Below are 25829 nucleotides of genomic sequence, written 5' to 3'. Positions count from 1 at the left end.
TTCAGGCGGTAGGCGGCGCTGGGGGTTTTGCCGGGGTGGTTGACGCGTTTGCTGCACTGCCGAATGCGGCAGGAACCGTCTCCTGCTCGGCGGCCGCGACCGGCATGGGCGCTGCAGCCGGTTTGCGCTTGAAGTATTTCAGGAACACCGCGCCAAACCCCGCCACGGCCAGAAAGATCACCTTGGCAAACTTGGCAAAAAAGAGTGCGGCGACGGCGAAGAAGCCGAGTTTTTTCGCGGCCACGCCCAGCACCAGCGCGGCCAGGCCGTATTCGGCCACCTTGTCGGTTTTGGAATTGAAATCGGCATAACGTTTGCCGTCGTTGTATTGCAGGGCCGACAGCAGCTCCGCGGCGACGGGTTTGTCCTTCGGCAAATCATTCAGCGCCGTCACCAGGTTCAGGCTGAAGTAGCCCTCACGCCCCAGCGCGTAAGTGTTGTAGTTCACGCCCTGTGCGGCATCGGGCGCTGCGCCGCGGTCCTTGCTGGACATGGCCCACACCAGCCGGTGGGTGGCGGCGTTATAGGCCGGCTTTTCGGCCCAGCCGACAATTTCCATTTCAGGAAAACCCATCTTCTTGCGTTCGCTGTTCGAGGCTTCCGTGCCTTCGCGGTAGCTTTTGAGAAGGTCGTCGGCGTTCCAGTCCTTGGCGTCGTCGTCTTTCACGTAGCCTGCGGACTCAAAGCGCACCGTGACAAACCAGGAATCGTTGGCCGCGGGAAACACCAGGCCCTGCAGCCGCGAATCCTTGCCGGGGTTGCCCATGGCATTGAGAAGCCTGGCGGCCTGCGGCTGCGGCACAAAAATGCGGCCGGCCGGCAGCTTCAGCACGGCCTGGTCGGCCAGGGGAATATCCTGCGGGCCTTCCTTGGCTGCGGCGCGGGCTTCCGCCCAGATTTTTTCGGCTTCGTCTTTTGACATCGGCTGCGCCAGGGCAGCACCGCAAGACAGTACAACCGCCAGCGCACAGATGCGCGTCCACAAATGGTTCATCAAGTCCTCCCTGTTGGAATAAATTTCCGGATATTCTGACACGGGCTTTGGTGGAACCGGCGGCTTGTTTGATCTGGATCAACAGCGCCCCTGATCGCCTCCCTATAGTCAAACTGGCTGCACGGTGTCCGGTTGGCTGTTGCCGGGTTGGCTGGCCGGCAGGGTGCATCCGTTAACCAGGGGAATATCCATGAGCATCCATCACGTCAGCTACCACAGTGGGGAATTGCCCGCGCCTCCCGCCGCTGCGGGCATGGTTGACTTCACCATGCCGTTGGCCGGCTTCTCGCAATGCCACTTCGGTATCGTGTCCCAGCTGCAGGCTTTCGCTGAACTGCCGGCCTTGCTGGCCGCGGCGGCGCAAGCGCGCAACGTCGCTTCGCACACGCTCAGCCTCTTCAAGTACGCGGTGGCAGGCCACCATGCCGACGAAGAAAATGAATTGTTCCCGGCGGTGCTGCGCAGCGCCGCCAAGGGGGAAGAGGCCGAGAAGGTCAGCGCGATGATCAAGCGCCTGGTGGCCGAGCACCGCAAGATCGAATCGATCTGGAAAGACCTCGAACCCGCAGTGAAAGCGGCGGCAAAAAACCAGCCGGCAGAGCTGGACCTGCAAGCGGCGGAGGCTCTGGTGCAGGCCTACCTGAAACACGCGCGCTTTGAAGAGGAAGAATTCCTTCCGCTGGCCGAAACCATTCTCGGGCGCAACGGCAACCACATGGCTGCCCTTGGCCTGTCGCTTCACCTCAGGCATGCGCCCATGGTGGTGGGGCATGTCTAGGCGCTTGCGTGGCTGATGTGCGTTGCACCGGAATATTCAAGCAAAAACAGGCTGTAGCCCAATAAGGGAAAGCGCAAGCAGCTATTAAAAGTATAGCGTTCGGGCTCTGAAAACATGCCGCGTGGCGGCCGCCCTCAGCCCCGCAGCTGCTGCGCCAGCAGTACCGCGACGTGAATCGCCTCGCGCTGCGCGCCGTCCCTGATCTGGTGGCGGCAGCTGGTGCCGTCGGCCACCACAATGGCGTCGGGCTGCTTGCGCACCGCTGGCAGCAGGCTGAGTTCGGCCATCTGCATCGACACCTCGTAGTGGTTGGCCTCATAGCCAAAGCTGCCTGCCATGCCGCAGCAGCTTGACTCGATCAGCTCAGGTTTTGCGCCGGGAATCAGCTTGAGCACATCCATGATGGGGCTCACCGCCCCAAAGGCCTTCTGGTGGCAGTGGCCGTGCAGCAAGATGGGTTGGGCTGTCGCTTTCAGCCGGCCCTTGAGCTTGTCGAGTTTGCCGTCGGCCGCTTCTCGCGCCAGGAATTCTTCCAGCAGCAATGCGTGGCGGCTGATGGTGTGCGCCGCTTCGCCCAGGCCCATCACCAGCATCTCGTCGCGCAGTGTCAGCAGGCAGGAGGGCTCCAGGCCGACGATGGCGATGCCCTTTTCGGCAAAGGGCAGCAGGGCTTCCACCACCTCGCGTGCCTTGGCCCTGGCCCTGGATACCATGCCGCTGGCCAGGTAAGTGCGGCCGCAGCACAGGCTTTTGCCGTCCGCCACGGTTTTCGCGGCCACATGTACCGTGTAGCCGGCGGCCTGCAGCACCTTGAGCGCGGCCAGTGCGTTTTCTGACTCAAAGTAGCCGTTGAAGGTGTCCACAAACAGCACGACCGGCCGTGCGGCGGCCAGCACCTCTTCGCGGCTGGCGGTCGTGATGCTTCCTTTCGACGCCGCGCCGGGCTTGTTCAGGCGCTTCCAGAAGGTCTGGCGCGTCCATTGCGGCAGTGTGCGGCGGGCCGACAGGCCCATCAGTTTTTCGCTCCAGGCCGCCAGCACCGGCACCTTGTCGCGCAGGTTCAGCAGCGGCGCCAGGCGGCTGGCCCATTGGGCATAGTCGGGCAGGTACGCGACCATCTTGTCTTTGAGCGTGTAGCCGTGCTTGTGCTTGTAGTGGTGCAAAAACTCCACCTTCATTTTGGCCATGTCCACACCCGTGGGGCAGTCGCGCTTGCAACCCTTGCAGCCCACGCACAGGTCCATGGCCTCCTTCACAGCTTCGCTGGTGAAGGCGTCTTCGGCCTTCATCCCGTCCAGCTGCCCGCTCAATGCCAGGCGCAGTGTGTTGGCGCGTCCGCGCGTGAGGTGCTGCTCGTCGCGTGTCACGCGGTAGCTCGGGCACATGGTGCCGGCGTCAAACTTGCGGCAGTGGCCGTTGTTGTTGCACATCTCCACGGCCTTGGCAAAGCCACGGGCCGGGTCGCCGCCGCTGCCGGGTGCGCTGGTCCTTTCGGTGGCCGGGTCGTTCTGCACATCCCAGGCGCGCCAGTCCAGCGCGGTCTTCAGGGGAATGACACGGTAGCCCGGCGGAAACCGCATCAGCCGCGTGTCGTCCATCTTGGGCGGGTTGATCATGCGTCCGGGGCTCAGCAAGCCCGCCGGGTCCATGTATTGCTTGATGTCGGCGAAGGCCTGGCTGATCTCCGGGCCGAACTGCCACTTGATCCATTCACCGCGGCACAGGCCGTCGCCGTGTTCGCCGCTGTAGGCACCCTTGAACTTGCGCACCAGCACGGAGGCTTCTTCGGCAATCGCGCGCATCTTGGGCGCGCCTTCGCGCCGCATGTCCAGGATGGGCCGCACATGCAGCGTGCCGACGGAGGCATGGGCATACCAGGTGCCCTTGCTGCCGTATTTCCTGAAGATCTCGGTCAAGGCGTCGGTGTAGGCGGCCAGATGCTCCAGCGGCACGGCGCAGTCTTCGATAAAACTCACCGGCTTGCCGTCGCCCTTGAGGCTCATCATGATGTTGAGGCCGGCCTTGCGCACCTCCCACAGGTTTTTTTGCGGTGCGTCCTCGGTCATCTCCACCACCGAATCGGGCAGCAGCAGGTCGCCCATCAACTCGCCCAGGCGCTTGAGCTTGGGCAACAGCTCGGCCTTGCTGGCACCCGAAAACTCCACCAGCAAAATGGCCGCCGGATCGCCGATCAGCGCGCTGCGGATCGTCGGCGCAAAGGCCGGGTTTTGCAGCGACAGGTCGATCATCGTGCGGTCGACCAGCTCTACCGCAGTGAGCGTGCCTTCGCCGATCTTGACGATGAATTGCGCCGCATCCATGGCGCGGTAAAAGGTCGGGAAATTCACCACACCCAGCACCTTGGCCCGGGGCAGCTCGCTCAGTTGCAGCGTCAGCGACCGGGTCAGCGCCAGCGTGCCTTCGCTGCCTATCAGCAGGTGCGCCAGGTTGACCGAGCCGTCGCTGGTGTAGGGCCGCTCGCTCTGCGGGTCAAAGATGTCCAGGTTGTAGCCGCCCACGCGCCGCATGACTTTCGGCCAGCGCCGCTTGATGAGGGGGTGCAGCTCCTCGGCCAGCGCACGCACGTGGCTGCCCAGCTCGCGTGCCTTGCCGCTGCTGCCGGCGTAAGCGCCCAGCTGTAGCAGGCTGCCGTCGGATGTCCAGGCTTTGGCACCCAGCACGTTGTGCACCATGTTGCCGTAGGCAATGCTGCGGCTGCCGCAAGAGTTGTTGCCCGCCATGCCGCCCAGCGTGGCCTGCGCACTGGTCGAAACATCCACCGGGTACCACAGGCCGTGTTTTTTCAGCGCGGCGTTCAGGTGGTCCAGCACAATGCCGGGCTCTACCTCCGCCGTGCGTTCTTCCGGGTTCACCGCCAGGATGTTGCGCACATGCTTGGCGTAGTCGATGACAAGGCCGGTGCCCACGGTTTGCCCGCACTGGCTGGTGCCGCCGCCGCGCGGCACGATGGGCACCTGCATGTCGCGGCAGATGTCCAGCGCGGCCTTCACATCGTCTGCCGTGCGCGGCACAAACACGCCCACAGGCATGACCTGGTAGATCGAGGCGTCGGTAGCGTAGCGGCCCCGGTCGGCCGGTGAAAACAGCACTTCGCCCTGTGTTTCGGCGGCCAGCCGCGCCGCCAGCCGGCCGGCAACTTCATTGCTGATGCGGGCCACGTTGTCGTAGGCGTGGGCCGCGGCCTGCCGGGAGATCTTGAGTGGAAGAGGGGCGTTCATCGCGGGCGATCCGGGTTTTGTGTGGGTGTTGAGGCCCGGCCCTGAAGCCAGGCAAAGGTCACGTTGCAGGTCACGCCCTGGAAGGCGTGCTGGAGGGCGCCGCTGCGGCGCGCAGTTGCTGGACCACGACTTCGCGCTTGCTGGCCAGGTGGCCCAGCAGCACCTTGCGCATGGCGGCGGTGTCGCGCGCAGCCAGTGCGTCAATCATCAGCTCGTGTTCATTCACGGCTGACTTCCATTTTTCTTCGTCCTGGTTGGAGCGAAAGCGCAGCGCCTGCAGGCGCGCATTGACCTGCCGGTAGGTGGTGGTGAGCACCGGGTTCTTCGCGGCCGCGTTGATGGCGCTGTGAATGGCGGAGTTGAGCCGGTAGTAGTTGGGCAGGTCGCGGCGTGTGTAGGCGGCCAGCATTTCAAAGTGCATGGCCTTGATTTCGGCCAGCTCGTCGTCGGTGATGCGCTGCGCGGCCAGTTCGCCCGATTGCGCCTCCAGCCCGGCCATGACCTCAAAGGTATTCAGCACGTCGGCTTCGGTGAGTTCCACCGCTATCGCACCGCGGTTGGGCAAGAGCTCGACCAGGCCTTCAGCGGCCAGCATCTTGATGGCCTCGCGCAGCGGCGTGCGCGAGACATTCAAAACTTCGCTGAGTTCGCGTTCATTGAGCTTGGCGCCCGGCTGGATGCGGTTTTCAACCAGCATCTGGCGCAGGCGGTGCGCCACCTGTTCGTGAAGGGCAGCGCGGGGGATGGGAATGATTTCGGCAGCCATGAGCAAATTTTGTATGCAAAAAACAGGGGTGTCAAATCAATTTGTAACCCTTTGCTCTATTGACAAATGAATTTTGTATGCAAAAAATAGCGTCCTACTTCTGGAGTTTTTCGCCATGTTGACGCTTGACTTTCACCCCACCGGACGTCATTTTCTACAAATTCCCGGCCCTTCGCCGGTGCCTGACCGTGTCCTGCGGGCCATGAGCCTGCCCACCATCGACCACCGCGGCCCTGAATTCGCGGCGCTGGGCCTCAAGGTGCTGGCCGACATCAAGAAGATCTTCCAGACCCAACAACCCGTCATCATTTACCCGGCCTCCGGTACCGGCGCCTGGGAAGCTGCACTTTCCAATACGCTGAATGCGGGTGACCATGTGCTGATGTACGAAACCGGCCACTTTGCTGCGCTGTGGCAAAAGCTGGCCGCGCGCCTGGGCCTCAAAACCGAAGTCATCGGCTATCCCGGCGCCGACGTCTGGCGCCACGGCGTGCAGGCCCACCTGATTGAAGAGCGCCTGAAGGCCGACACCCAGCACAGCATCAAGGCCGTCTGCGTGGTGCACAACGAAACTTCCACCGGCGTGACCAGCAACATTGCCGCCGTGCGCAAGGCGATTGACGCCGCCAGGCATCCGGCCCTGCTGCTGGTCGACACCATTTCGGGCCTGGCCTCGGCCGACTACCGCCACGACGAGTGGGGCGTCGACGTCAGCATCAGCGGCTCGCAAAAAGGCCTGATGCTGCCGCCCGGCATCAGCTTTAACGCCGTGTCGGCCAAAGCCATCGAAGCCAGCAAAAAGGCCACGCTTCCCAAAGCCTTCTGGGCCTGGGACGAAATCATCGAAATGAACAAGACCGGTTACTGGCCGTCTACCCCCAACACCAACCTGCTGTACGCCCTCAGCGAAGCCTGCGACATGCTGCTCGAGCACGGCCTGGAAACCGTGTTTGCGCGCCACCAGCGCTGGGCTGTCGGCGTGCGCGCTGCGGTCAAGGCCTGGGGCCTGCAAATCCAGTGCGCCGACGCGGCCGTGTATTCGCCGGTGCTGACCGGCGTGATGACACCGGAGGGCATCGATGCCGATGCGGTGCGCAAGATCATTTACGAACGCTTTGACTGCTCGCTCGGCACCGGCCTGGGCAAGGTCAAAGGCAAGATGTTCCGCATCGGCCACCTGGGCGACTGCAACGACCTCACACTGATGGCGGCGCTGAGCGGCTGTGAAATGGGCCTCAAACTTGCAGGCGTCAAGCTCGCGGGCTCGGGCGTGCAGGCCGCCATGGATCATTTCTCCAGCCATGCGGCTGTGGTGCCGCAGCGCAAGGCAGCCTGATCACCCGCTGCGCACGAGCGCAGGGGGTGTTACGTCAAACGGTCATCAAAATTCCATAAATTACTGAATCAAAAAGGGAAACCATGCAACGCAGAACCTTTATCAGCGCGGCGGCGGCCACAGCCGCCATGGTGGCGTCACCCATGCTCAGGGCGCAAACGCTGCCCAGCGGGCCGGTGCGCATTGTGGTGGGTTTCCCGCCCGGCGGCGGCACCGACGCGCTGGCGCGCGTGGTCGGCCAGAAGCTGTCCACCATGTGGAACACCTCGGTCATCATTGAAAACAAGGGCGGCGCCGCCGGTGTGATTGCGGCCGATTACGTGGCCAAGCAGGCCGGTGACGGCAACACCTTGCTGATGGCCCACATCAACAGCCACGCGCTGGCACCGGCGCTCGGCATCAAGCTCGGCTACGACGCAGACCGCGACTTCGTGCCCATCAGCATGGTCGGCGTCACGCCTAACATGCTCATCTGCAATGCCGACCAGCCCGCCAAAACCGTGAAGGACCTGGTGGCCTTGTGCAAGGCCAAGCCCGGCCAGATCAGCTTTGCTTCCGCGGGCGGTGGTTCGGCCCAGCACTTTGCACTGGAAATGTTCAAGCTCCAGGCAAAGATTTTTGCGCTGCACATTCCTTACCGTGGCTCAGGCCCGGCGCTGGTCGATCTGATCGGCGGGCAGGTCAACTACTGCTTTGAAACCATGACCTCGGCCACGCCGCATGTCAAAAGCGGCAAGGCCATCGCGCTGGCGCAAACGCGTCTCAAGCGCGCCAAAGGCCATTCCAATGTGCCCACCATGGCCGAGTCCGGTTTCCCGGGCTTCGAAGCCACCGTGTGGTACGGCCTCATGGGCCCTTCCAAAATGCCGCGGGCCATGGTTCAGCGCATGAATGAAGACGTCAACAAGGTGCTGGCCATGCCGGACGTGCAGGAAAAGATGGACCAGTACGGCGCCGAAGACGGCGGCGGCAGCACCGAAAAATTTGCGGCCTTCATCAAGATGGAGCAAAAGAAGTGGGCGCAGGTGGCCCAGCAGGCCAAGGTCAGGGTCGACGCCTGACATACACCGCGCACCGGAAGCACAAGCCGGCCTTGGGCCGGCTTTTTTATTGACACCAATTTTTTCACAAGAGGGTAGGGATTCGTTTCATGAAAGTTGTTAATTTTCCAAAGGGCGGCAGTTTGCTGGCCGCTCTTTTTCTGGGCCTGGCCTGCTCGGCCGCTTCGGCCGACATCGTGCTCGGCCACTCGGGTGACCTCTCTGGCAACAGCGCCGCACTGACGACCGACTATGTGCGCGGCATGAACGCCTACTTTGACGACATCAACAAAAAAGGCGGCGTTCGCGGCGAGAAAATCAAACTCGTCAGCCTGGACGACGGCTTCAACCCCGACAAGACGGCCGAGAACACCAAGGCCCTGATCGAAACCCAAAACGCCGTGGCGCTGGTGGGCTATCGCGGCACGGCCAACATGCTGAAGATCGTGCCCCTGGTGCAGGCGGCCGGCATTGCGGAGATCGGCAACACCAGCGGCGCAAAGTCGCTGCGCGACCCGTATGTGTCCAACCTGTTCCATGTGCGCGCAAGCACCACCGACGAGATCGAAGCGGCGGTCAACCACGCGTGGACCATCGGCATCAAAAAAATCGGCGTGATGTACCAGGATGACGCTTTCGGCAAGGAAGGCCTGGAAGCCCTGAACGCCGCCATGCAAAAGCGCGGCGCAACGGCTGCTGCCGTGGCCCCGGTGCCGCGCGGCACGGTAGACGTGGCCAAGGCCGCCGAGGTGATTGCCGCGGCGCAGCCGCAGGCCGTGATCCTGATCGGGCAGGCCAAGCCCAATGCGGCGTTCATCCAGGCTTTTCGCGCCAAGGGCGTGACCGCCCAGTTCATGGTGCTCAGTGTGTCGTCCGGCCTGCATGCCGAACTCAAGGATGCGGCAGCCGGCGTGATTGCCTCGCAGGTCGTGCCTTACCCGTTTACCGAACTGGGCAATGCCGTCGTGCGTGAATACCAGACCATCATCTCGGCCAACGGCGACAAGAAGTTCAGCTACAACAGCATGGAAGGTTTCCTGAACGCCAAGCTGGTGGTGCGCGCGCTGCAAAAAACGCCGGCGCCGGTTACGCGCGCCAAACTCATCAGCACGCTGGAAACATTTACCAATGAAGACCTGGGCGGCTTTGCGTTGACTTACAGCAAGCAAAGCAATCTGGGTTCGCGCTTCGTGAATCTGACGATGATTCGCGCCGACGGCACCTTCGCCCGCTAAGCGCTTCTTTACGCCGCCGGCGGCGGCGCTTGCGTTTGACCCCGCGCTATTAAATCAGTAGCTGCTGGCGCTTAAGCGGCAAAGGCTGAGAGGCCATTTTCTTGCAGCATTTTCGAGGCTGCAGAGGCCACAGCAGCGGCGCGCCTCAATTGCGCAGCTTGCCGTCGCGCGTCACCATGCCCAGCTCCACGTACTTGCTGCCGTGGTTCTGGCCTGGTGAATAGGACACGACGAAGCCGCCGGTGTCATAACTGCCCATCGCGCTCATCGCAGCCAGCAGGGCTTTGGCATCGCCTGGCTTTTTGCTGCGGCGCATGGCTTCGGTCAGCACCTTTGCGCCAATACAAGCTTCCAGATGGGCGCTGTTCATGGCCTGCTTGACGCCGGCGTCCTGCAGCGCCTTGGCGCATTCCTTGACCACCGGCAACGGGGATGCGGCATTGGGCACGACCTGAGAGATGGACACTCCGGCGCCGGCTTCGCCAGCTGCGTCGATGTATTGCTGCGCGCCCACAAAAGACAGGCTGGACATCGGAATGAATTTGCCCTGTGCTACCACCTGCTTGCTGATGTCAGCCGCGGCGCCGGACAGCACGGTGTTGATGAGGACGTCGGGCTTGAGCGCGAGCAGCTGCGCGACCTGGGCCTCACTCACCTTGGCATTGCGCTGCAGGGAGAAAGCCTCGGGTTTCTTGCCCTGTTTGGCCAGATAGGCAACCACCACGGCCAGATTCTGCTTGCCGACCTCGTCGTCGTAATGCACCACCACCACCTGCTTGAGGCCCAGGCCCGTCCAGAAGGACAGCATTTTTTCAAGCTCGTCGCCGTAGGATGCGCGCAGCGTGTACACCACCGGGCTGGGCTTGCGCACCGGGTTGGCACCGGAAAACGGTGCAAAAAACAGCACACCGGCTTTTTCCGCCTGGGGCATGGCGTCCAGGCTCAGCGTGGCCGACGCATAACCAAACAGGGCCACCGCGTCATTTTCGGCCAGCAGTTTCGTGGTGTTGGCGCCGGCCAGCTTGCGGTCGTTTTTATCGTCGAGCGTCACCAGCTGGATTGGCAGGCCGGCCACCCCGCCTTTGGCGTTGACTGACTTGAAGTAGGCCTGAGCGCCGTCCTGAATGTCGCGTCCGAAACTGGCGTTGCTGCCACTCAGGGGGGCGGACTGGCCGATGACCCAGGCTTTTTGCGCGTGGCTGGCACCCGCAAAAAATACGAGATACAGGCTCAGGGCGCGAAGAACGGTACGTGAAGCCGAAATGTTAAACATGACTCATCCATCAAAAAAATCTGGCTGAGCCAGCGGGAGCTTTCAATGATAGGTTGCCCGAAGAGGAAAAATCCCCCAAGTTCGCACGCTTCGCGAGATGGATACCCACCATGCGCGACGGGGCGGCACTGCGGCGTTGACCGTGCGCAACACAGGGCAACTTCCCGTAAGCTGCAAGTACTACACCCCTGTTCGGACGGGGCTTCTTTTTCAACCCGGGCCGACACGCTGCATGGTGACGCGCGACGGCAAGCTGCGCAATTGAGGCGCGCCGCTACTGTAGCCTCTGCAGGCTCGCCAGCAGCTACTGATTTCATAGCGTGGGGTCAAACGCAAGCGCGGCTGCCTGTGGCCTACGCAGGCACCGGCGTCTTTGGCTTGAAGTCGCACCACGGCGCCACCGCGCACTGCCAGCACTGGGGCTTGCGCGCAATGCACACATAGCGCCCGTGCAATATCAGCCAGTGGTGCGCGTCCACCAGGTATTCGGCGGGCACGCGCTTGAGCAGGCCCAGCTCGACTTCCAGCGGGTTCTTGCCGGGCGCCAGGCCCGTGCGGTTGCTCACGCGAAAGATGTGCGTGTCCACCGCCATCGTCGCCTCGCCAAATGCCGAGTTCAGCACCACGTTGGCTGTCTTGCGGCCTACGCCGGGCAGGGCCTGCAGTGCCTCGCGGCTGCGCGGCACTTTGCCGCCATGCTGCTCCACCAGAATCTGGCACGCCGCCAGCAGGTTTTTGGCCTTGGTGCGGTACAGCCCGATGGTGCGGATGTAAGACTCCAGGCGCTCCAGCCCTAGGTCGATGATGGCCTGCGGCGTGTTGGCCACCGGAAAAAGCTTGCGCGTCGCCTTGTTCACGCCCACGTCGGTGGCCTGCGCACTCAGCAGCACGGCGGCCAGCAGCTCAAATACGCTGGTGTATTCCAGCTCGGTCACCGGCATTGGGTTGGCCGCCTTCAGCGTGGCAAAGAATGGGGCGATGTCTTCTTTTTTCATGCCTCGCAGTGTATCGGCGTGCGCAGGCCGGCGCGCGAAGACCCGTCGGCGTAGCTAGATGCCGACAAACAAAAACGGGGACGCAGGGAAGCGGGGAAGCAGGGAAATGGGGCAGGGCGCTCAGGCCGCCATGCGCGGCACGTCCCATACCGAGCTGGACGGCGCACCGGCCCGATCCAGCTGGTCGCGCATCGTCTGCCATATGGCGCTGCAGTTGTCGGGCGTGGCAACGCCCCCGACGACATACTCCAGCTGCGCCGCCTGTGCCATGTCCTGCATGCGCTGGTGGGTCGTGGTGTCGCGGGCAACCCCCACCAGCACCGGCTTCGCAGGCAGGCCGTCGCAAGCGGCGATCATGCGGGCCATCAGCGCGTCGTCAAATTTGGCCGAGCCGCAAAAAAGCATCACAAAATGCGGCCACTCCGGAAGGAAAGCCCGGCGCAGCCCGTGCGTGAGGCCGTTGCGCGCCACGGCAATCAGCCGGCATGGGTAGCCGCCTTCCATGAAGTCGACATACTCGCTGCTGCCGTCAAAGTCTGTCTCGCCGGCAAAGCGCCGTTTGGCGACCACCCCGCCGGTTTTTTGGGCCAGCCAGCCCACCATGTCGAAAGCCTCGGTGCCGCTGGCCGAGCAGATACCCATGCGGTGAAAGGCTTCGGGGTCTGCCAGTGCCTGCGCCTGGGCAAGCTGCATGGGCGCCGATAGGCGGCGAAGCACCGAGGAGGGCGAATACTGTTTGCCCTTTTCAAGTTGCTCCCGCAGTGCCATGACCCGGCGGCCGAAATAAACCGCCGACTCGGTGGCCTGCGACATCGCCATGGACCACGGTGTCGGCAAAAGCCGCCGCCCCTTGCTGGTGTGCAGGGTATGGGGTGAATGGTGGCGCGGGTCGTGTTGCACAACATGCTGCAGCAAGTCCCGCACGGCCGCCGAAGGCCCTTCGACCCAATGCACAAACCAGCCGCTTTGGTAATGCAGCACAACGTGCAGACCGAGGGGCGTGTTGTGGCGCAGCGACTCCGTGCGGATGTTTTCCATCTGCGCGAAGATGCCTTCCCGCATGTTGCACATGCTCGCCGTCACCACGCGTTCAACCTCCGTCTCCCCTGGAGCGGCGACATATGGCGCTACGTTGGGCGCCGTGTCCGGCGCTGCGTTGTTGGTCATGAATGCATCCTGCCTTACAACCGAAACGCACGTCAATCCTTTGGCATTGAAACCAAATGTGAACGAGACAGAAGTAGCAGTCCGGAGAGCCATGGTCCTACACAGGGGGACCCAAATGGGTACGTGGTGACGCAGTTACCATGCAAGCCTTCCCGGCAACAGGCCGTGACAGCCAGGGCTGCTACGGGTGACTACTGTTGCCCGCAAACCATGAAGTCACCTAGCATCACCCGCATGATCCCCATGAAACTTCACACACCTTTGCGTATTCTGGTTGCCGCGTTCACGGCAGTATTGCTGGCCAGTTGTGCCGCAGCGCCCGGCGCTACCGCGCTATCGCAGGCCGCTGCACCGCGGCCCAAACTCGTTGTCTTCCTGGTAGTAGACGGGCTGCCGCAGCGCCAGGTGCTGGACTACCGCGACCAGCTCACGCCCGATGGCCTGGCACGCTTCCTTGACCGCGGCGCCTGGTTTGCCAACGCGCATTACGGCCATGCCTTCACCGTCACCGCGGCCGGCCACGCCACCATGCTCACCGGCGCTTATCCGCATCGCACCGGCATCATCGGCAACGACTGGCGCGACCCTATCACCGCAGAGCCGGTGTACTGCACGGGCGACACCACGGCCACTTACATCGGCCACCAGACCAATGCACTCGACGGCACCAGCCCGAAGAACCTCAAGGCGGAAACGGTGGGCGACGTGCTGCGGCGGGTAGACAGCCGCTCTAAAGTGATCGGCATCTCCGGCAAAGACCGCGGCGCCATTCTGCCCGCCGGCAAAACCGGCACGGCCTATATGTATATGGGCGCCACAGGGCAGTTTGCGTCCAGCACGCATTACATGGCCGCGCACCCGGGCTGGGTCAATGCCTTTAACGGCCAGAAGCTGGCCGACCGCTATTTCAAGACTGAATGGAAAGCCCTGCTGCCTGAGGCCGCCTATGCGCGCTCGGTGCCCGACCAGCAAAAATGGTTTGGCCCCGCCGGTGGCGGTTTGCCTGCCATGTACGGAGCGCCCGACGACACGGCGCCCGGCCCGCGGTTTTACAGCTCGTTGCTGCGTGGTCCTTTTGTCGATGCCATGTCGCTGGAGTTTGCCCGCGCGGCCATTGCCGGCGAGCAGCTGGGGCAGGACGACATTCCCGACATCCTGTCGGTCAGCCTGTCGGGCCACGACTATGTCAACCACGCCTACAGCGCCGAGTCGCGTCTGTCACACGACCACCTGCTGCAACTCGACCGCATGCTGCAGGCCTTCTTCCAGGACCTGGATGCCCGCGTCGGCAAAGACAACTACCTCGTCATGCTGACGGCCGACCACGGCTTTATGCCGTCACCTGACTACCTCGCCAGCCAGGGCCGTGAGGCCGGTCGCGTCAACAGCAGCCAGGTGCTGTGGCGCGTCAACACCGGCCTGGAAAAACGCTTTGGCGAAGGCAAATGGACAGCAGGGTTCTCCGGCTCCAGCTTGCTGTTCGACAAAAAACTCATCGCGCAAAAGCAGGCAGACCCGAATGCCCTGGCAGAAGAAGCCCGCACCCTGCTGCTGGCAGAGCCCGGCTTTGCTGCGGCCTATACCCGCCGCGAACTGGCAAGCGCAAGCCGTGCCGGTGCGCCATTTTTCGACCAGATCCGAAAATCCTGGCACGCCGATGTATCGGGCGACGTGCAGTATTCACTCAAGCCCGGCTGGATGTTCGGCAACACGGTCGCCACCCACGGTTCTCCGCATCCGTATGACACGCAAGTGCCCATCCTGATGTACGGCCCCGCCTGGATAAAGCCCGGCCGCATCGATGCGCGCGTGGAAGTGGTGGACATCGCGCCCACGCTGTCACGCCTGCTGCGCATTGCGCCGCCTTCCGCGGCCGAAGGCAAGCTGTTGCCTCTACAGGGGCTATAGCGCCTTGACCGGTACACACAGCCAGCAACTGAAGGTGCCGGTCTTCGGATCCATTACAAAGTCTTCTTCATACAGCTCCAGCGCCGGCTTGTTCTCCGGCTGGTAGCCGCTTTGCGGAAGCCACTCGGCAAACATGTGCGTCCAGGCTTCGTGCACTTCATTGCCCGGCTTGCCGGTAAAACGGCCGCAGGCGTAGCGCCCGCCGCCAAAGTTCTGCACGCCTGTCTCGCCTTGCGGTTTGAAGGCCTCGTTCACTTCAATGCAGGCGTCGTAGCGGCATTTGTCGGCCGGCGTGATCTCGGGGTTGTCCTGGCTGATGCCGTACATCCTGGGGCGCGGGCTCATGTGGCCGTGCTGGCCGCACCAGGCGACAAAGCGTTGCCATAGCTGCGCCACCTGGTCGCCATAAGGGCCGGTATTGCGCATGTAAGCCAGGCGCATGGCAGGAATGGTCTTCAGTTCAATGTGCATGTTCAAGCCTCTTTCAGATAAAACCGGCCCCACGGGCCAGAGGGTTCTATCTTTAAACAGCGCCATGATGGAGTCTTGATTCGGCTTGTGATGGGCTTGATGATTCTTGCCATGTTCAAGCACGTGGCGCGTTGCCCACTCACGCCAGTCGCCACGCCGCCAGGCCGTAGGCGTTGTGCCGAAGTGGGCGCGAAAGGCCCGGCTGAAGACCTCGGCTGACGCAAAACCTGTGTCAAGCGCCACCTGCAATGCGGTCTGCTGCGTAAATATCAGGCGCTGCGCCGCCGACTCCAGCCGCAGGCGGCGCACACAGTCGGCCAGGGTTTCGCCCGTGACCGCCTGGAACACGCGGTGAAAGTGCCAAGGTGAAAAGTGCGCCACATCGGCCAGCGTTTGCAGGTCCAGCGTGCCGTCCAGGTTGGCGCTGACGTGGTCTACCACCCGGTTGATGCGGGCGATGTAGGTATGCTGGTGCGGGTTGGGCGCGAGCTCTTGCGTCTGGGTCAAAGGCATGCCGGCAAGTCTAGCGCCAGCGGCCCCGTGTTGCTGTGGCTAGCCCGCTTTGCGTATCGTGCCCTGCGCTGCTGCGCACAAGATGCGCTCCTTCCCGCGTAGCACAAAAATATCGCATCGGCACACCGCCTGCGTCTTGCCGCTGCCTACCACCGTGGCCACGGCCAGCAGGCGCTCGGCATCTTTGGCCGGGCGCAGGTAGTTGATCTTGAACTCTGACGTGACAGAGTCGCCCAGCACCGAGCCCCCCGCAAACGTGAGCGCGTTGTCTGCCAAGTAAGACAACACACCGCCGTGCACAAAGCCGTGCTGCTGCAAGAGGCCAGGCACCACAGGCACCGACAGCTCCGCGCCGCCGGGCGCAAAGGCATCCAGCTGCGCGTTCAGCATCGCGCTGAAGGGCTGTTGCCCCAGCACCTGACGGCCCCAGGCCAGCAAGTCAGCGGGCATGTTGCCTGCGTGAAAACGGCGGGGTCAACCGCCTGCCGCCCGACACCAGCCAGCGCAGCAGGCGTATGTAGGCCGGCCAGGGCACCTGCCGTGGCTCGTTGCCCAGCGAGAGCTGCGCCTGCGACAGCACGTCTTCCACGCAGACGTCGTGCAGGGGGCCAATCACCAGCGGCCACAAGAGCAGGCCAGTGCCGTGTGTGTTCATCTCAATGCGGTGCTCCAGCACGCAATGCGCAGGCGTGGCCTCAAGCACCTCAAAACCGTGCCAGCCGTCAAAACCCACCGGCGCGGTAAGGCGAAACCGCACCGACTGGCCCGGCGTATAGGCTTCCACCACATAGCGGATAGGCCCATGCCCACCGATGGCACCCACCGCCAGCGGCCTGTCGAACTTCAGGCGCGGCCATGCCTTCCCGGGCCACAGCGTATCGGCCTGCGAACCCAGCGCATCAATCAGCGCGCCTACCTGCTGCGGGCTCGCGTGCAGCAAACGTTGATGAACATTGACAACTTTCATGCAAGTACTCCTGGTTGAATCGGGAACGTGTTCAGGGCGCCACGGCCATCCAGGCCGCGTGTTCCAGTGCGGCCCTCACTTTGGGTGTGACGGCCGGGGTGGGCTGGCTGACCCAGCCCTGCGTAAGCGACATCGCCGGTGAAAACATCAGCGCCATCCACAGGTGAAAAGGCATGGCCCGCATCTCGCCGGCCTCCACCTGCTGCGCTACCCAGGCCTTCAGCGTGGCAAAGGCCTGCTCATTGGCCGCGTCGATCTCGGCGCCGCCTGCCATGTCACCGCCGCGCCGCAGCGTGTGCAGCAGCCGTGCCTGGTCAGGGTGTTGCAGCACCCACTGGATGTACGCGCGCATCAGGCCCTTGACGCCGGCCTGGGCCGAGGCCTTGCCGCTGATGGGCTGCATCAGCGCCGCATGGAAATCGCGCAGCGTGTGCGCATACAGCGCATCGGCCAGCTGTGCCTTGGTGGGAAAGTGGTGGTACAGGCTGCCGTTGCTCACGCCCGCCTCCTGGCGCACCATGTCCATCGACGCGGCCGTGAAGCCATGCGCCAGGAACACCTTGGTGGCGGCGTCCAGCAGGCGGTCCCGGGTAGAGAGGGCGGCAGCGGCAGGGGGTGTGGCAGAACTCATGACTAGAGTATTACTCTAGATTAATACTCTGTCAACTTCCCGGCGGCCGCAAGGCAACCGGCGGCCCAAGCCGCAGGAAACCTGCGCGCAAATTGGCGACAATACAAAACAGAAAGCGAGACCCCCATGCCATTGCAATTTGCCGACCGCCTCAACAACGTTGAAACCTCCGCCATCCGCGAACTTTTCAAACTGCTGGGCAAGCCCGGCATCGTCAGCTTTGCCGGCGGTTTTCCGGACCCCGCCATGTTCGACGTGGCCGGCATCCAGGAGGCCAGCAACAAGGCCCTGAACGAAGAACCCGGCGGCACGCTGCAATACGGCGCCACCGAAGGCTACGGCCCGCTGCGCGAACAGCTCAGCGCCTTCATGGCCACCAAGGGCGCCAAAGACGTCGCCCCCGAAAACCTCATCGTCACCACCGGCAGCCAGCAGGCGCTTGATTTGCTGGGCAAAACCATGATCTCCCCCGGCGACAAGGTCATCGTCGAAGGCCCCACCTTCCTGGCCACCATCCAGTGTTTTCGCCTGTACGGCGCAGAACTCATCAGCGCGCCGATTGACGCCCATGGCGTCAAGACCGACGAGCTCGAACAACTCATCGCCCAGCACAAACCCAAGTTTGTGTATTTGATTCCCACCTTCGGCAACCCCAGCGGCGCGCTGCTCAGCCTGGAGCGCCGCAAGAAGGTGCTCGAGATGGCCGTCAAATACCAGACGCTGATCGTCGAAGACGACCCCTACGGTGACCTCTACTTTGGTGAGGCGCCGCCACCCTCACTGCTGGCCTTGAGCGCCGGCGTGCCTGGCAGCCGCGAGCTGCTGGCGCATTGCGGTTCACTCAGCAAGGTGCTGAGCCCCGGCCTGCGCGTGGGCTGGATGATCGCCCCCGCCGAACTGCTGGCCAAAGCCACCATGTGCAAACAGTTCAGCGACGCCCACACCAGCACCTTCGCCCAGGCCACCGCTGCCCAATACCTCAAGGCCGGCCGCATGCCCGCCACGCTGACCCATGTGCGCAAGGTGTACGGCGAGCGCGCCAATGCCATGGGCGCAGCGCTCAAGCGCGAGCTCGGTGACGCGATTGAATTCACCCAGCCGCAGGGCGGCTTGTTCTTCTGGGCACGCCTGACGGGCGCGGGCGGCAAAAGCAAAGACGCCGGCGAGTTCGCCAAAAAAGCCATTGAGCAGCTCGTGGCCTTTGTGCCCGGCGCGCCGTTCTACGCCAGCAACCCGGACCTGGCCACGCTGCGGCTGAGCTTTGCCACCGCGGATGTGGCGAAGATTGAAGAGGGTGTGGCCCGGCTGGGCAAGGCGTTGTAAGGCGACCGGCCAGCTTTGCTGCCTATCGCGGGCGGTCGCCGATGGCCTCGCGCGATTGATCGATTAAAAAAAGAAAAAAGACGCTTATGAGTGACTACCAACCGGATCCTTTCACCAACCCCGGGCCACAAGGCGGCGGTATGAACGCAGACGCTTACCCGGCGCCACCCCAATTGCATTGGGCTTTGGTGCTGCTGTTTACGCTCCTCACGCTTGGGGTCTTCATGATCGTCTGGATGTTCGTCCAATCCACCTGGGTGCGAAAAATCAATCCGGCGTCGAATGCGACGACCCAATTCGTCATTTATGTTCCGCTGGCCATTTTTGCCCAGATACTGTTTGAAGGCTCAGACAACCTCAAGGGGGTTGGTTTTGTCTTGATGCTCGTGTCGTATGTGATCTTCTATTTCGGGGCTTATTCCATCCGCAGGTCCATGCTGAACCACTACAACAGCGTTGAACCCATGCAGCTTGAGCTTTCAGCGGCCATGACTTTCCTCTTCAGCACCTTCTATTTGCAGTACCACATGACCCGTATTGCGCAATGGAAAGCCGCTTCGAAATTGGCCATATAGCAGCTGCCGGGCCTGTTTACCTTCATGACTCCTGCCGCCGCGCACAGCGCTCCCCACGCCAGCATTTCCCCCGCCGTTCGGCGCTCCATCCTTCTTCTTTCATTTGGCACCTTTGCCAGCATGATGGCCCAGCGCATTTGCGACGCCATGCTGCCCGAGCTGTCGCGTGTGTTTGCCGTCAGCCTGGCCCAGGCTGCACAGGTCGTGTCGATATTTGCCATGACGTATGGCGCGTCGCAGCTTTTTTACGGCCCATTGGGCGACAGGCTGGGCAAGTTTCGGGTGGTCACTTTTGCCACGCTGGGCTGCAGCGTCGGCAGCCTGCTGGCCGTGTTTGCGCACAGCCTTGACGCGCTGGTGTTTGCCCGCCTGCTGATGGCGCTGGGCGCCGCGGCGCTGATTCCGCTGGGCATGGCCTGGGTAGGCGACAACGTGCCCGCCGATCAGCTGCAGGAAATGCTCACGCGCACCGGCCTGGGCAGCACGCTGGGCATTGTGTGCGGCCAGCTGATTGGCGGCCTGCTGACCGATGCGCTGGGCTGGCGCTGGTCCTTTGTGTTCATGACCGTGCTGTTTGCCGTGGTCGGCACGCTGATGTACCTTGACCTGCGCCGCCAGAATGCCGCGCAGCGCGCCGAGGGCAAAGCCCCGGCAGCCACACCCCGTCAACCCGTGCAGCGCACCCATTTCGTCACGCAGGCGCTGGAAATTATTACCGGCCGCTGGTCACGCGTCGTGCTGATCATGGCGGTGATAGAGGGCGCCGCCGGCTTTGGCGTGCTGGCCATCTGGGCTTCGCACCTGCACCATGCCCTGGGCTTGTCGCTTTCGGTGTCAGGCGCCATCGTGGCGCTGTTCGGCCTGGGCGGCGTTGGGTACATGGCCGCAGGCCGCCCGCTGATACGCCGCTTCGGCCAGCACGGCCTGGTGATTCTGGGCGGCACGATGGTCGGCATCAGCGCCCTGGTGCTGGCCTACACCCCGCACTGGGCCCCGGCCATTCCGGCCAGCCTCGTGGGCGGGTTTGGTTTTTTCATGTTCCACAATGTCATGCAGGCCAACGCAACGCAGATGGCACCTCATGCTCGCGGCACGGCCGTCTCGATGTTTGCTTCTTTCCTGTTTCTGGGCCAGTCCATCGGCGTGGTGCTGGCTGCCAGTTTGATCGACCGTATCGGGAGCAGTGCGGTGGTGGCACTGGGTGGGGCGGTGATGGCGGTGGAGGGGGTTTACTTTGCCTGGGTGTTGAGGCGGCGGGATAACTTTCATAAAGGCGTTGAATCAATTGAACCTTAAACTTAAGAATGTGGCCAGCAAAGTTCATCAAAAGTCTCATGCCATAAATCGACGTTGTATGCTTCGAGGCTTATATGGGTCGAAGAGAGAAATATCCTCATCGGAAGTTTGAAATATATGGCGATTCACAAAGTTCAAGAAGAGGTTGCAGATTACCTGAGTGGTTTGCGCCAGGCGAACAGCGAAGAGGCTAAGAAGCTCCGTTTTCAAAATTTGTTGAGTCGACTGTTTCAAGATAGCCAGGCTGCAAAAGACGTTGTAAATGAGCTAGCGCAGGGCGGCGAAAAAACTATTTTCAACATTCCCCGCCCAGGCGTTCCCAAGACTGGATATGCGGACATCGCTTACAGCAACGTAATTATTGAGTGGGAGAAAGATCTCGCCAAAACCGGTAAGCATGCAGAAGATCAACTGGCTGAGTATCTTGCTGGAAGCTGGCACAGTGGTGAGCGGTATGACTACATCCTGATCGCAACCGATGGACGTATCTGGCGCACTTATGCACCCAATCTTGAGGTATTGCTAGGACAGGAAACGCCCAATCGCACTGCATTGCGCAAGGTTGAAGACTTTGAGGTTAAAAAAGACAACGAAGATAAGTTTTTCTTCTTCCTTGACCGCATTCTCTTCCGTTCGACCAAGCAACGTGCCACTCTTGACGCTATTCGGCTCGATTTCGGAGACACCTCGCGCATTTTTATCAATGCCGTACAAGCCATGCAACGCGTTATGCCTGAGCAAAAAGTGTCATCGGCGGTGCATGTTGCGTTTGAACAGTGGCAACGCTTTCTGCAACTGGCTTATGGCAAGTTTGACCTGGGTAATTCGGTCTACCTAGTTCACACCTACTTGAGCATATTTGCAAAACTGCTGGCCTATTCCGTTCTGAAACCAGCAGCGAACCCCACCGACAATGATCTCAGACGCATCTTGTCTGGCGAGGCGTTTACAGCACTGAATGTAGCTAACTTTGTTGAAGGCGACTTTTTCTACTGGGTCAGTACGCCAGAGTTCTTTCAGCAACTGGCACCCACGTTGCGCGAGCTTTACAACCAGATTTCAGAGTACGACTTCACCGATGTTGAAGAAGATATCTTGAAAGGTGTCTATCAGGAACTGATAGACATCGACACCCGCCATGCTTTAGGCGAGTACTACACCCCCGATTGGCTGTGTGAGCGGGTCGTAGAAGACCTGCATCTTGAACGTTCGTTTTATGCGCTCGACCCTGCCTGTGGCTCGGGTTCTTTTTTGCGCGCACTTGTTGCACGCTACCGCCGCGAATGGCCAGACATGCCACCACAACAGATCGCGAGGCAAATTAAAGGCGTAGATGTTCACCCGCTGTCAGTCCAAATCGCCAAGACTACTCTTTTGCTGGCATTGGGTGAAGGCGTGGCCAGGGCCAAGGCTCCAGTCGTGTTGAATGTGTACCTTGCGAACACGCTGTTTTTGTCGTCGGACGAAGCAAAAAAGTCACTCTTTACGACAGGGCACCATTTTTCAGTGCGTGTTGACGGAAAACTTCTACCGCTCGACATGGGCCCCTTCATTGGTCAGCCTGACAGTTTTTCGCGTGCGATCGACCTTGCCCAGCATTTCATTGATGACCAGCTTAATGTGGAGCAAAGTCCGCAGGCCTTTGAAAAAGCACTGCGCAACCGCGTTCCCGATACCGACCTTACGGAGACGAACGCCCGCGAGCTTTACGCCGTGTATCAGGCCATGCGCAATGCCAAGCTCAACAACCGTGACAGCATTTGGCGTTTTGTGCTGCAAAACCTATACCAACCTATCTTCATGCACCGCATGTTTGATGTGGTAGTTGCCAATCCACCATGGCTTACTTATGCAGATATCAGTAGTGGCGACTACCAGGCCGATGTGCGGTCGCTGGCCGCTTACTACGGCTTGATGCCCGGGTCCAAAGCTAACAACCCTCACATTGATTTGTCGGCGGTTTTTTTGTCGCACTGCGGCAAGTATCTTGCCAAAGACGGTGGCCAGCTTGCTTTTGTATTGCCTCGTGCTTTTTTAAGTGCAGATCAGCATCAGAACACTCGCAACGGGGAGGCCCGCGGCTTTAAGCTTACCGAGGTGTGGGACCTCAAAGGTGTTTCGCCTTTGTTCAATGTACCCGCCTGCGTTTTGATGGCGACCGCCGCGCACGCCGAGGGGGTCGATACCCAGCGCCAGCGTGCTTTGCCGCGTAACGGTCTGGTTGGTCGCGTGCTGCACGGCAAGCTGCCCCGACCGCATATGCATTGGAGCGATGCGCAGACCTTTATCAAGGAAGACAACACGCGCTGGTATTTTCAGGAACTGGGTAATGCGCAAAGCAAAAGGAAGCGTTCTGCTCTGGTTGAAACCCGGCTGCAAGGTGGCAGCGGCGGTAACGTCTATGCGCCGCGCTTTAAGCAAGGGGCAACTATCGTGCCACGCGCTTTTTACTTTGTCCAGTCTCAGGGCGTTTTGCTTGACGGCCTTACCGATCTGGTTGATCGGGTAGTTAACTTGCGCACTCATCCGCTAGCCGTTGAGGGGGCCAAGAAGCCCTGGGACGGCATTGCCTTGTCGGGTGCCATGCAAGGTAAATACCTGTTTCGTACTGCGTTGGCGCGCAATGTCTTACCCTTTGCCTTGGTTAATCCGCCATTGGTAGCTATGCCTCTTATTAAAGAGGGCGACCTTGACTCAAATGGACTGCCGTTGCCAGGCAAGCAACACTGGCGTTTGTTGGATGCGGCTGAGCTAACCGTGCGTGGTGATTTGGAGGCTGCGCGGTGGTTCGGGCAGTGTGAACGTCTGTGGGATGAGCGACGCAGCGATAGTGCGAAAAAGCAAAAATCAAGTATGACGGATTGGCTCGATTGGCAGCACAAGCTGACGGGGCAGCCCGTTGACGGAAAGTGGGCTGTTCTTTATACCGCCTCAGGCGCAGATGCCTCGGCCGCGATGTTGGATGTACAACAAGATGGCGTTCGACTAATTGCGGATCACAAAACGTACGTTATTTTTGTAAAAACCTCAGATGAGGCGAATTTTCTCGTTGGCTATTTAAATAGCCAATATGTGAACCACGCAATTAAGCAATTTCAGACGAGAGGACTTTTTGGGCCACGTGATATCCATAAAAAAATCCTTGAACTCCCGTGGCCTGAGTTTTCACTTAATCGCCCATCACATCGGCGACTTTCGGCACTAGGTAGAAGCGCTGCGCAGGCTGTGCAAGGCATTCTGGGGGGGCAGCAAAATCTCGAGCTTGACCCGCGTACTCTGGGTCGCCTGCGCAGCAGTATCCGCAGAGAGCTGGCTGTTGTGATGGGGGAAATTGATGCGCTGGTTGAGGCCATCTCAACTGGCCGCGACTTGCTGGAGCTCGAGGCTGGATGGGACAGTCTTTTGAATGCTGAGAGACCATCTCTAGAGGGGGCTGACTCTACAGCGCTCAATGAGTTTTTACGACACGAGCGCGAATCATGGAGTGCACGCGATATCCCTCCGTCTAGAGGCAAAGCATGAGCCATGTTTTGCTTTTTGACACCAATGTCTGGAGTCATCTCGTTTTAGGGGATGCCGCTAAATCCGGAAAAGTAAGGGCACAACTTGCGGCGCTGCGCATGAAGTATCCGGGGGCGGCAATGGCAACCAGCGGTATCTGCATTGCCGAATGCATGGTCGCTGCGCGTCGCTTGCCTGACCTCAATGTCCGAATGGCGGCTGAAGCAGCATTTCAGCTGGAATTCGATAGGGAAAATCTGATGGTGGTGGACGTGACTCCGCAGATACTGGACAAAGCTGCGAGCCTTAGAGCAGAAGCTTTGCGCAGGGCTGCTGCTCTTGGGGGAGCACCTGCGGGCCCCAATGGCGGAAAACTAAAATTACCTGATGCCGTCATAGCCGCCACCTGCGTCGACTTTGATCCTGTTGCTATTTTGGTCACTGAGAATGTGGGGGATTTTCAATACATCGAGAACGGTTTGGTGCAGACGGTGTTTAGCTTGACTGTAGAGGTAGTGGGATAAAACACACCTCAGGCTTCTGGCCCGACATTGACCACCATCCAGTTCTTTGTATTTAGTTGGACGTTCTAAGCCCTCTTCCTTCCGTAGCTCGCCGCGTGGGTTGATATGGCGAAGGGAGGCGGTCTTGCTGATCCTACCGATGGCCAACGGATCTTTCCCTTACCCGACATACGTTGATATGGCTCTCACCCCGTCTTCACCACCGTCACAAACTCCGTCCCACTCTCAGGCAACCAAACCTCCCCGGGCCGACCCAATATCTGCCGCACGCTCGCCGCAGAACGCGGCATGGTGATCACCTCAAACTTCTCCGTGGCCGGGTCAAAGCGCAAGAGGGCGTTGCTGCTCCACTCTGAGGCCCAGACGATGTCTTTGTGGTCAACGTACACGGCATAAATATGTGGCTCGGTGCCGGGGGCTTTCCAGGCGCGCCAGCTGCTGGGGCCTGTGCCCAATGCGGGGTCGTGCATTGAGAGGTTGCCGCTGTTCCATTCCGATACCCAGATGCGGCCCCTGCTGTCTGACCAGACGCGGCGGGCGCCCTGGCGGGGTGTGGGTGGCTCGACGATGCGTGATTCGCCGGTCTTGCGGTCCAGTTGGGCGATGAAGGAGCCGGCCAGTGAACACCACCACACGTCACCCTTGGGCGTGGCGCAGATGCCGTAGGGGCCGCGGCCGCGGGGGGACTCTTTCACGGTGACGGTGCCACTGCGTACCTCTACCTTGCCGACGTAGCCGCTTTGCCCGGTGAACCAGAGGTTGCCTTCGCCGTCGAAGGCGCAGGTGTTGAGGTTGGCGTACGGTGTGCCTGCGGGCAGGGGGAAGACCTTGACTTCGCGCGAAGGCCAGGCCACGCGGGCAATGGCGTTTTGCCCGCCGTCGGTCAGCCAGGCTGCGCCGTCGGGCCCGGCAATCACGCCGTGGGGTGATGAGCCATTGCCCAACGCCACCAGGTCTGACTTGCCGGTGCGTGGGTCAAACCAGCCGAGGTGGCCGCTGCGCTGGGCCGAGAACCACACGCCGCCATCAGGCGCGGGTGCGATGTCGTGAATGCCGGTGAAGGTGCGGGCGTTGAGCGGCCACGATTGCAGGCGGACGGTACCGGGTGTTTGCGCATGTGTGGCGGCCGGCAAACTCAAACCAGCCAGGCCCGCCAAACCGGGCAGGGCCACCAACGCGGTGCGCCGGTTGATCTGGGTTGCGTCTGATTGCTGGGGAGCGTGGGATGGAGCGCGTGTCTGCAATGCCATGGCAAAACCTCCTGCGCATCTTGCTGCATGCGCTGAACACGGTGAAC

21 protein-coding genes are annotated in these 25829 nt (G+C 61.3%); 10 read left to right on the top strand and 11 right to left on the bottom strand.

Annotated elements, in window-relative coordinates:
• Window position 1 precedes the first annotated feature (1 nt).
• Complete coding sequence (locus AC1DWQ_RS18800; protein WP_477670984.1) at window positions 2–994, bottom strand: DUF2167 domain-containing protein; 993 nt, start codon at window positions 992–994, stop codon at window positions 2–4.
• A 190-nt stretch (window positions 995–1184) separates the two neighbouring features.
• Between AC1DWQ_RS18800 and AC1DWQ_RS18795 the strand changes: the two genes are divergently transcribed.
• Window positions 1185–1772: a hemerythrin domain-containing protein gene (locus AC1DWQ_RS18795; protein ID WP_477670983.1), complete on the top strand. Its 588-nt coding sequence runs from the start codon at window positions 1185–1187 to the stop codon at window positions 1770–1772.
• A gap of 134 nt (window positions 1773–1906) precedes the next feature.
• Here AC1DWQ_RS18795 and AC1DWQ_RS18790 read toward each other — a convergent pair whose 3' ends face one another.
• Both AC1DWQ_RS18790 and AC1DWQ_RS18785 read right to left on the bottom strand, forming a co-directional pair.
• Window positions 1907–5011: an FAD-binding and (Fe-S)-binding domain-containing protein gene (locus tag AC1DWQ_RS18790; RefSeq protein WP_477670982.1), complete on the bottom strand. Its 3105-nt coding sequence runs from the start codon at window positions 5009–5011 to the stop codon at window positions 1907–1909.
• A gap of 70 nt (window positions 5012–5081) precedes the next feature.
• Entirely contained in the window at window positions 5082–5777 is a 696-nt protein-coding gene (locus AC1DWQ_RS18785; protein ID WP_477670981.1) for a GntR family transcriptional regulator, read from the bottom strand.
• Window positions 5778–5892: 115 nt separating this feature from the next.
• Between AC1DWQ_RS18785 and AC1DWQ_RS18780 the strand changes: the two genes are divergently transcribed.
• The 3 genes from AC1DWQ_RS18780 to AC1DWQ_RS18770 all read left to right on the top strand — a co-directional run bounded on the left by AC1DWQ_RS18780 (window position 5893) and on the right by AC1DWQ_RS18770 (window position 9388).
• Window positions 5893–7113, top strand: a complete 1221-nt coding sequence (locus AC1DWQ_RS18780; RefSeq protein WP_477670980.1) for a pyridoxal-phosphate-dependent aminotransferase family protein — start codon at window positions 5893–5895, stop codon at window positions 7111–7113.
• Window positions 7114–7196: 83 nt separating this feature from the next.
• Window positions 7197–8174 (top strand): Bug family tripartite tricarboxylate transporter substrate binding protein, encoded by a 978-nt coding sequence (locus AC1DWQ_RS18775; RefSeq protein ID WP_477670979.1) that lies wholly within the window; start codon window positions 7197–7199, stop codon window positions 8172–8174.
• 89 nt (window positions 8175–8263) lie between these two features.
• Window positions 8264–9388 (top strand): ABC transporter substrate-binding protein, encoded by a 1125-nt coding sequence (locus AC1DWQ_RS18770; protein WP_477670978.1) that lies wholly within the window; start codon window positions 8264–8266, stop codon window positions 9386–9388.
• Window positions 9389–9533: 145 nt separating this feature from the next.
• On the opposite strand, the gene AC1DWQ_RS18765 is transcribed toward AC1DWQ_RS18770, so the two are convergent.
• From AC1DWQ_RS18765 to AC1DWQ_RS18755, 3 genes are all read right to left on the bottom strand, one after another.
• Window positions 9534–10661, bottom strand: coding sequence for an ABC transporter substrate-binding protein (locus AC1DWQ_RS18765; protein ID WP_477670977.1), 1128 nt, complete (start codon window positions 10659–10661; stop codon window positions 9534–9536).
• Between the two features lie 353 nt (window positions 10662–11014).
• On the bottom strand, window positions 11015–11656 hold the full coding sequence (nth, locus tag AC1DWQ_RS18760; protein ID WP_477670976.1) for an endonuclease III: 642 nt from the start codon (window positions 11654–11656) through the stop codon (window positions 11015–11017).
• Between the two features lie 120 nt (window positions 11657–11776).
• Window positions 11777–12823, bottom strand: coding sequence for a BLUF domain-containing protein (locus AC1DWQ_RS18755; protein WP_477670975.1), 1047 nt, complete (start codon window positions 12821–12823; stop codon window positions 11777–11779).
• A gap of 243 nt (window positions 12824–13066) precedes the next feature.
• On the opposite strand from AC1DWQ_RS18755, the gene AC1DWQ_RS18750 reads away from it, so the two are divergent.
• On the top strand, window positions 13067–14731 hold the full coding sequence (locus AC1DWQ_RS18750; RefSeq protein ID WP_477670974.1) for an alkaline phosphatase family protein: 1665 nt from the start codon (window positions 13067–13069) through the stop codon (window positions 14729–14731).
• On the opposite strand, the gene AC1DWQ_RS18745 is transcribed toward AC1DWQ_RS18750, so the two are convergent.
• From AC1DWQ_RS18745 to AC1DWQ_RS18730, 4 genes are read right to left on the bottom strand one after another with little or no spacing between them, the layout of a single operon-like run.
• Window positions 14726–15715, bottom strand: coding sequence for an AraC family transcriptional regulator (locus AC1DWQ_RS18745; RefSeq protein WP_477670973.1), 990 nt, complete (start codon window positions 15713–15715; stop codon window positions 14726–14728). The two genes, AC1DWQ_RS18750 and AC1DWQ_RS18745, sit on opposite strands and share 6 nt — an antisense overlap.
• 39 nt (window positions 15716–15754) lie before the next feature.
• Complete coding sequence (locus AC1DWQ_RS18740) at window positions 15755–16165, bottom strand: PaaI family thioesterase (protein ID WP_477670972.1); 411 nt, start codon at window positions 16163–16165, stop codon at window positions 15755–15757.
• Window positions 16155–16682, bottom strand: coding sequence for an SRPBCC family protein (locus AC1DWQ_RS18735; RefSeq protein ID WP_477670971.1), 528 nt, complete (start codon window positions 16680–16682; stop codon window positions 16155–16157). The genes AC1DWQ_RS18740 and AC1DWQ_RS18735 overlap by 11 nt, the downstream gene beginning before the upstream one ends.
• Before the next feature lie 31 nt (window positions 16683–16713).
• Entirely contained in the window at window positions 16714–17313 is a 600-nt protein-coding gene (locus tag AC1DWQ_RS18730; RefSeq protein WP_477670970.1) for a TetR/AcrR family transcriptional regulator, read from the bottom strand.
• A gap of 132 nt (window positions 17314–17445) precedes the next feature.
• Between AC1DWQ_RS18730 and AC1DWQ_RS18725 the strand changes: the two genes are divergently transcribed.
• From AC1DWQ_RS18725 to AC1DWQ_RS18705, 5 genes are all read left to right on the top strand, one after another.
• A complete protein-coding gene (locus tag AC1DWQ_RS18725) occupies window positions 17446–18636 on the top strand; it encodes an aminotransferase-like domain-containing protein (RefSeq protein ID WP_477649566.1) in 1191 nt (396 codons plus the stop codon).
• Between the two features lie 86 nt (window positions 18637–18722).
• Complete coding sequence (locus tag AC1DWQ_RS18720) at window positions 18723–19211, top strand: hypothetical protein (RefSeq protein ID WP_477670969.1); 489 nt, start codon at window positions 18723–18725, stop codon at window positions 19209–19211.
• A 24-nt stretch (window positions 19212–19235) separates the two neighbouring features.
• Entirely contained in the window at window positions 19236–20507 is a 1272-nt protein-coding gene (locus AC1DWQ_RS18715) for an MFS transporter (RefSeq protein ID WP_477670968.1), read from the top strand.
• Between the two features lie 117 nt (window positions 20508–20624).
• Window positions 20625–24029 (top strand): Eco57I restriction-modification methylase domain-containing protein, encoded by a 3405-nt coding sequence (locus AC1DWQ_RS18710; protein WP_477670967.1) that lies wholly within the window; start codon window positions 20625–20627, stop codon window positions 24027–24029.
• Window positions 24026–24532: a type II toxin-antitoxin system VapC family toxin gene (locus AC1DWQ_RS18705; protein ID WP_477670966.1), complete on the top strand. Its 507-nt coding sequence runs from the start codon at window positions 24026–24028 to the stop codon at window positions 24530–24532. The genes AC1DWQ_RS18710 and AC1DWQ_RS18705 overlap by 4 nt, the downstream gene beginning before the upstream one ends.
• A 185-nt stretch (window positions 24533–24717) precedes the next feature.
• Here the strand turns inward: AC1DWQ_RS18705 and AC1DWQ_RS18700 are convergent, their stop codons facing one another.
• A complete protein-coding gene (locus tag AC1DWQ_RS18700; RefSeq protein WP_477670965.1) occupies window positions 24718–25782 on the bottom strand; it encodes a Vgb family protein in 1065 nt (354 codons plus the stop codon).
• Between the last annotated feature and the right edge of the window lie 47 nt (window positions 25783–25829).

The organism is Polaromonas sp. P2_G11 (assembly GCF_056403595.1).
The sequence above is the reverse complement of the archived record's forward strand: the minus strand, read 5'-3'. Positions and strand labels throughout refer to the sequence as shown.

What these genes read in the sequence shown, in the direction of transcription:
- AC1DWQ_RS18705 (WP_477670966.1), top strand. Translation starts at nt 24,026, where the DNA reads ATGAGCCATGTTTTGCTTTTTGACACCAATGTCTGGAGTCATCTCGTT.
- AC1DWQ_RS18720 (WP_477670969.1), top strand. Translation starts at nt 18,723, where the DNA reads ATGAGTGACTACCAACCGGATCCTTTCACCAACCCCGGGCCACAAGGC.
- AC1DWQ_RS18765 (WP_477670977.1), bottom strand. Translation starts at nt 10,661, where the DNA reads ATGTTTAACATTTCGGCTTCACGTACCGTTCTTCGCGCCCTGAGCCTG.
- AC1DWQ_RS18775 (WP_477670979.1), top strand. Translation starts at nt 7,197, where the DNA reads ATGCAACGCAGAACCTTTATCAGCGCGGCGGCGGCCACAGCCGCCATG.
- AC1DWQ_RS18735 (WP_477670971.1), bottom strand. Translation starts at nt 16,682, where the DNA reads ATGAAAGTTGTCAATGTTCATCAACGTTTGCTGCACGCGAGCCCGCAG.
- AC1DWQ_RS18795 (WP_477670983.1), top strand. Translation starts at nt 1,185, where the DNA reads ATGAGCATCCATCACGTCAGCTACCACAGTGGGGAATTGCCCGCGCCT.
- AC1DWQ_RS18800 (WP_477670984.1), bottom strand. Translation starts at nt 994, where the DNA reads ATGAACCATTTGTGGACGCGCATCTGTGCGCTGGCGGTTGTACTGTCT.
- AC1DWQ_RS18755 (WP_477670975.1), bottom strand. Translation starts at nt 12,823, where the DNA reads ATGACCAACAACGCAGCGCCGGACACGGCGCCCAACGTAGCGCCATAT.
- AC1DWQ_RS18710 (WP_477670967.1), top strand. Translation starts at nt 20,625, where the DNA reads ATGGCGATTCACAAAGTTCAAGAAGAGGTTGCAGATTACCTGAGTGGT.
- AC1DWQ_RS18770 (WP_477670978.1), top strand. Translation starts at nt 8,264, where the DNA reads ATGAAAGTTGTTAATTTTCCAAAGGGCGGCAGTTTGCTGGCCGCTCTT.
- nth (WP_477670976.1), bottom strand. Translation starts at nt 11,656, where the DNA reads ATGAAAAAAGAAGACATCGCCCCATTCTTTGCCACGCTGAAGGCGGCC.
- AC1DWQ_RS18750 (WP_477670974.1), top strand. Translation starts at nt 13,067, where the DNA reads ATGAAACTTCACACACCTTTGCGTATTCTGGTTGCCGCGTTCACGGCA.
- AC1DWQ_RS18785 (WP_477670981.1), bottom strand. Translation starts at nt 5,777, where the DNA reads ATGGCTGCCGAAATCATTCCCATCCCCCGCGCTGCCCTTCACGAACAG.
- AC1DWQ_RS18730 (WP_477670970.1), bottom strand. Translation starts at nt 17,313, where the DNA reads ATGAGTTCTGCCACACCCCCTGCCGCTGCCGCCCTCTCTACCCGGGAC.
- AC1DWQ_RS18715 (WP_477670968.1), top strand. Translation starts at nt 19,236, where the DNA reads ATGACTCCTGCCGCCGCGCACAGCGCTCCCCACGCCAGCATTTCCCCC.
- AC1DWQ_RS18700 (WP_477670965.1), bottom strand. Translation starts at nt 25,782, where the DNA reads ATGGCATTGCAGACACGCGCTCCATCCCACGCTCCCCAGCAATCAGAC.
- AC1DWQ_RS18780 (WP_477670980.1), top strand. Translation starts at nt 5,893, where the DNA reads ATGTTGACGCTTGACTTTCACCCCACCGGACGTCATTTTCTACAAATT.
- AC1DWQ_RS18740 (WP_477670972.1), bottom strand. Translation starts at nt 16,165, where the DNA reads ATGCCCGCTGACTTGCTGGCCTGGGGCCGTCAGGTGCTGGGGCAACAG.
- AC1DWQ_RS18790 (WP_477670982.1), bottom strand. Translation starts at nt 5,011, where the DNA reads ATGAACGCCCCTCTTCCACTCAAGATCTCCCGGCAGGCCGCGGCCCAC.
- AC1DWQ_RS18745 (WP_477670973.1), bottom strand. Translation starts at nt 15,715, where the DNA reads ATGCCTTTGACCCAGACGCAAGAGCTCGCGCCCAACCCGCACCAGCAT.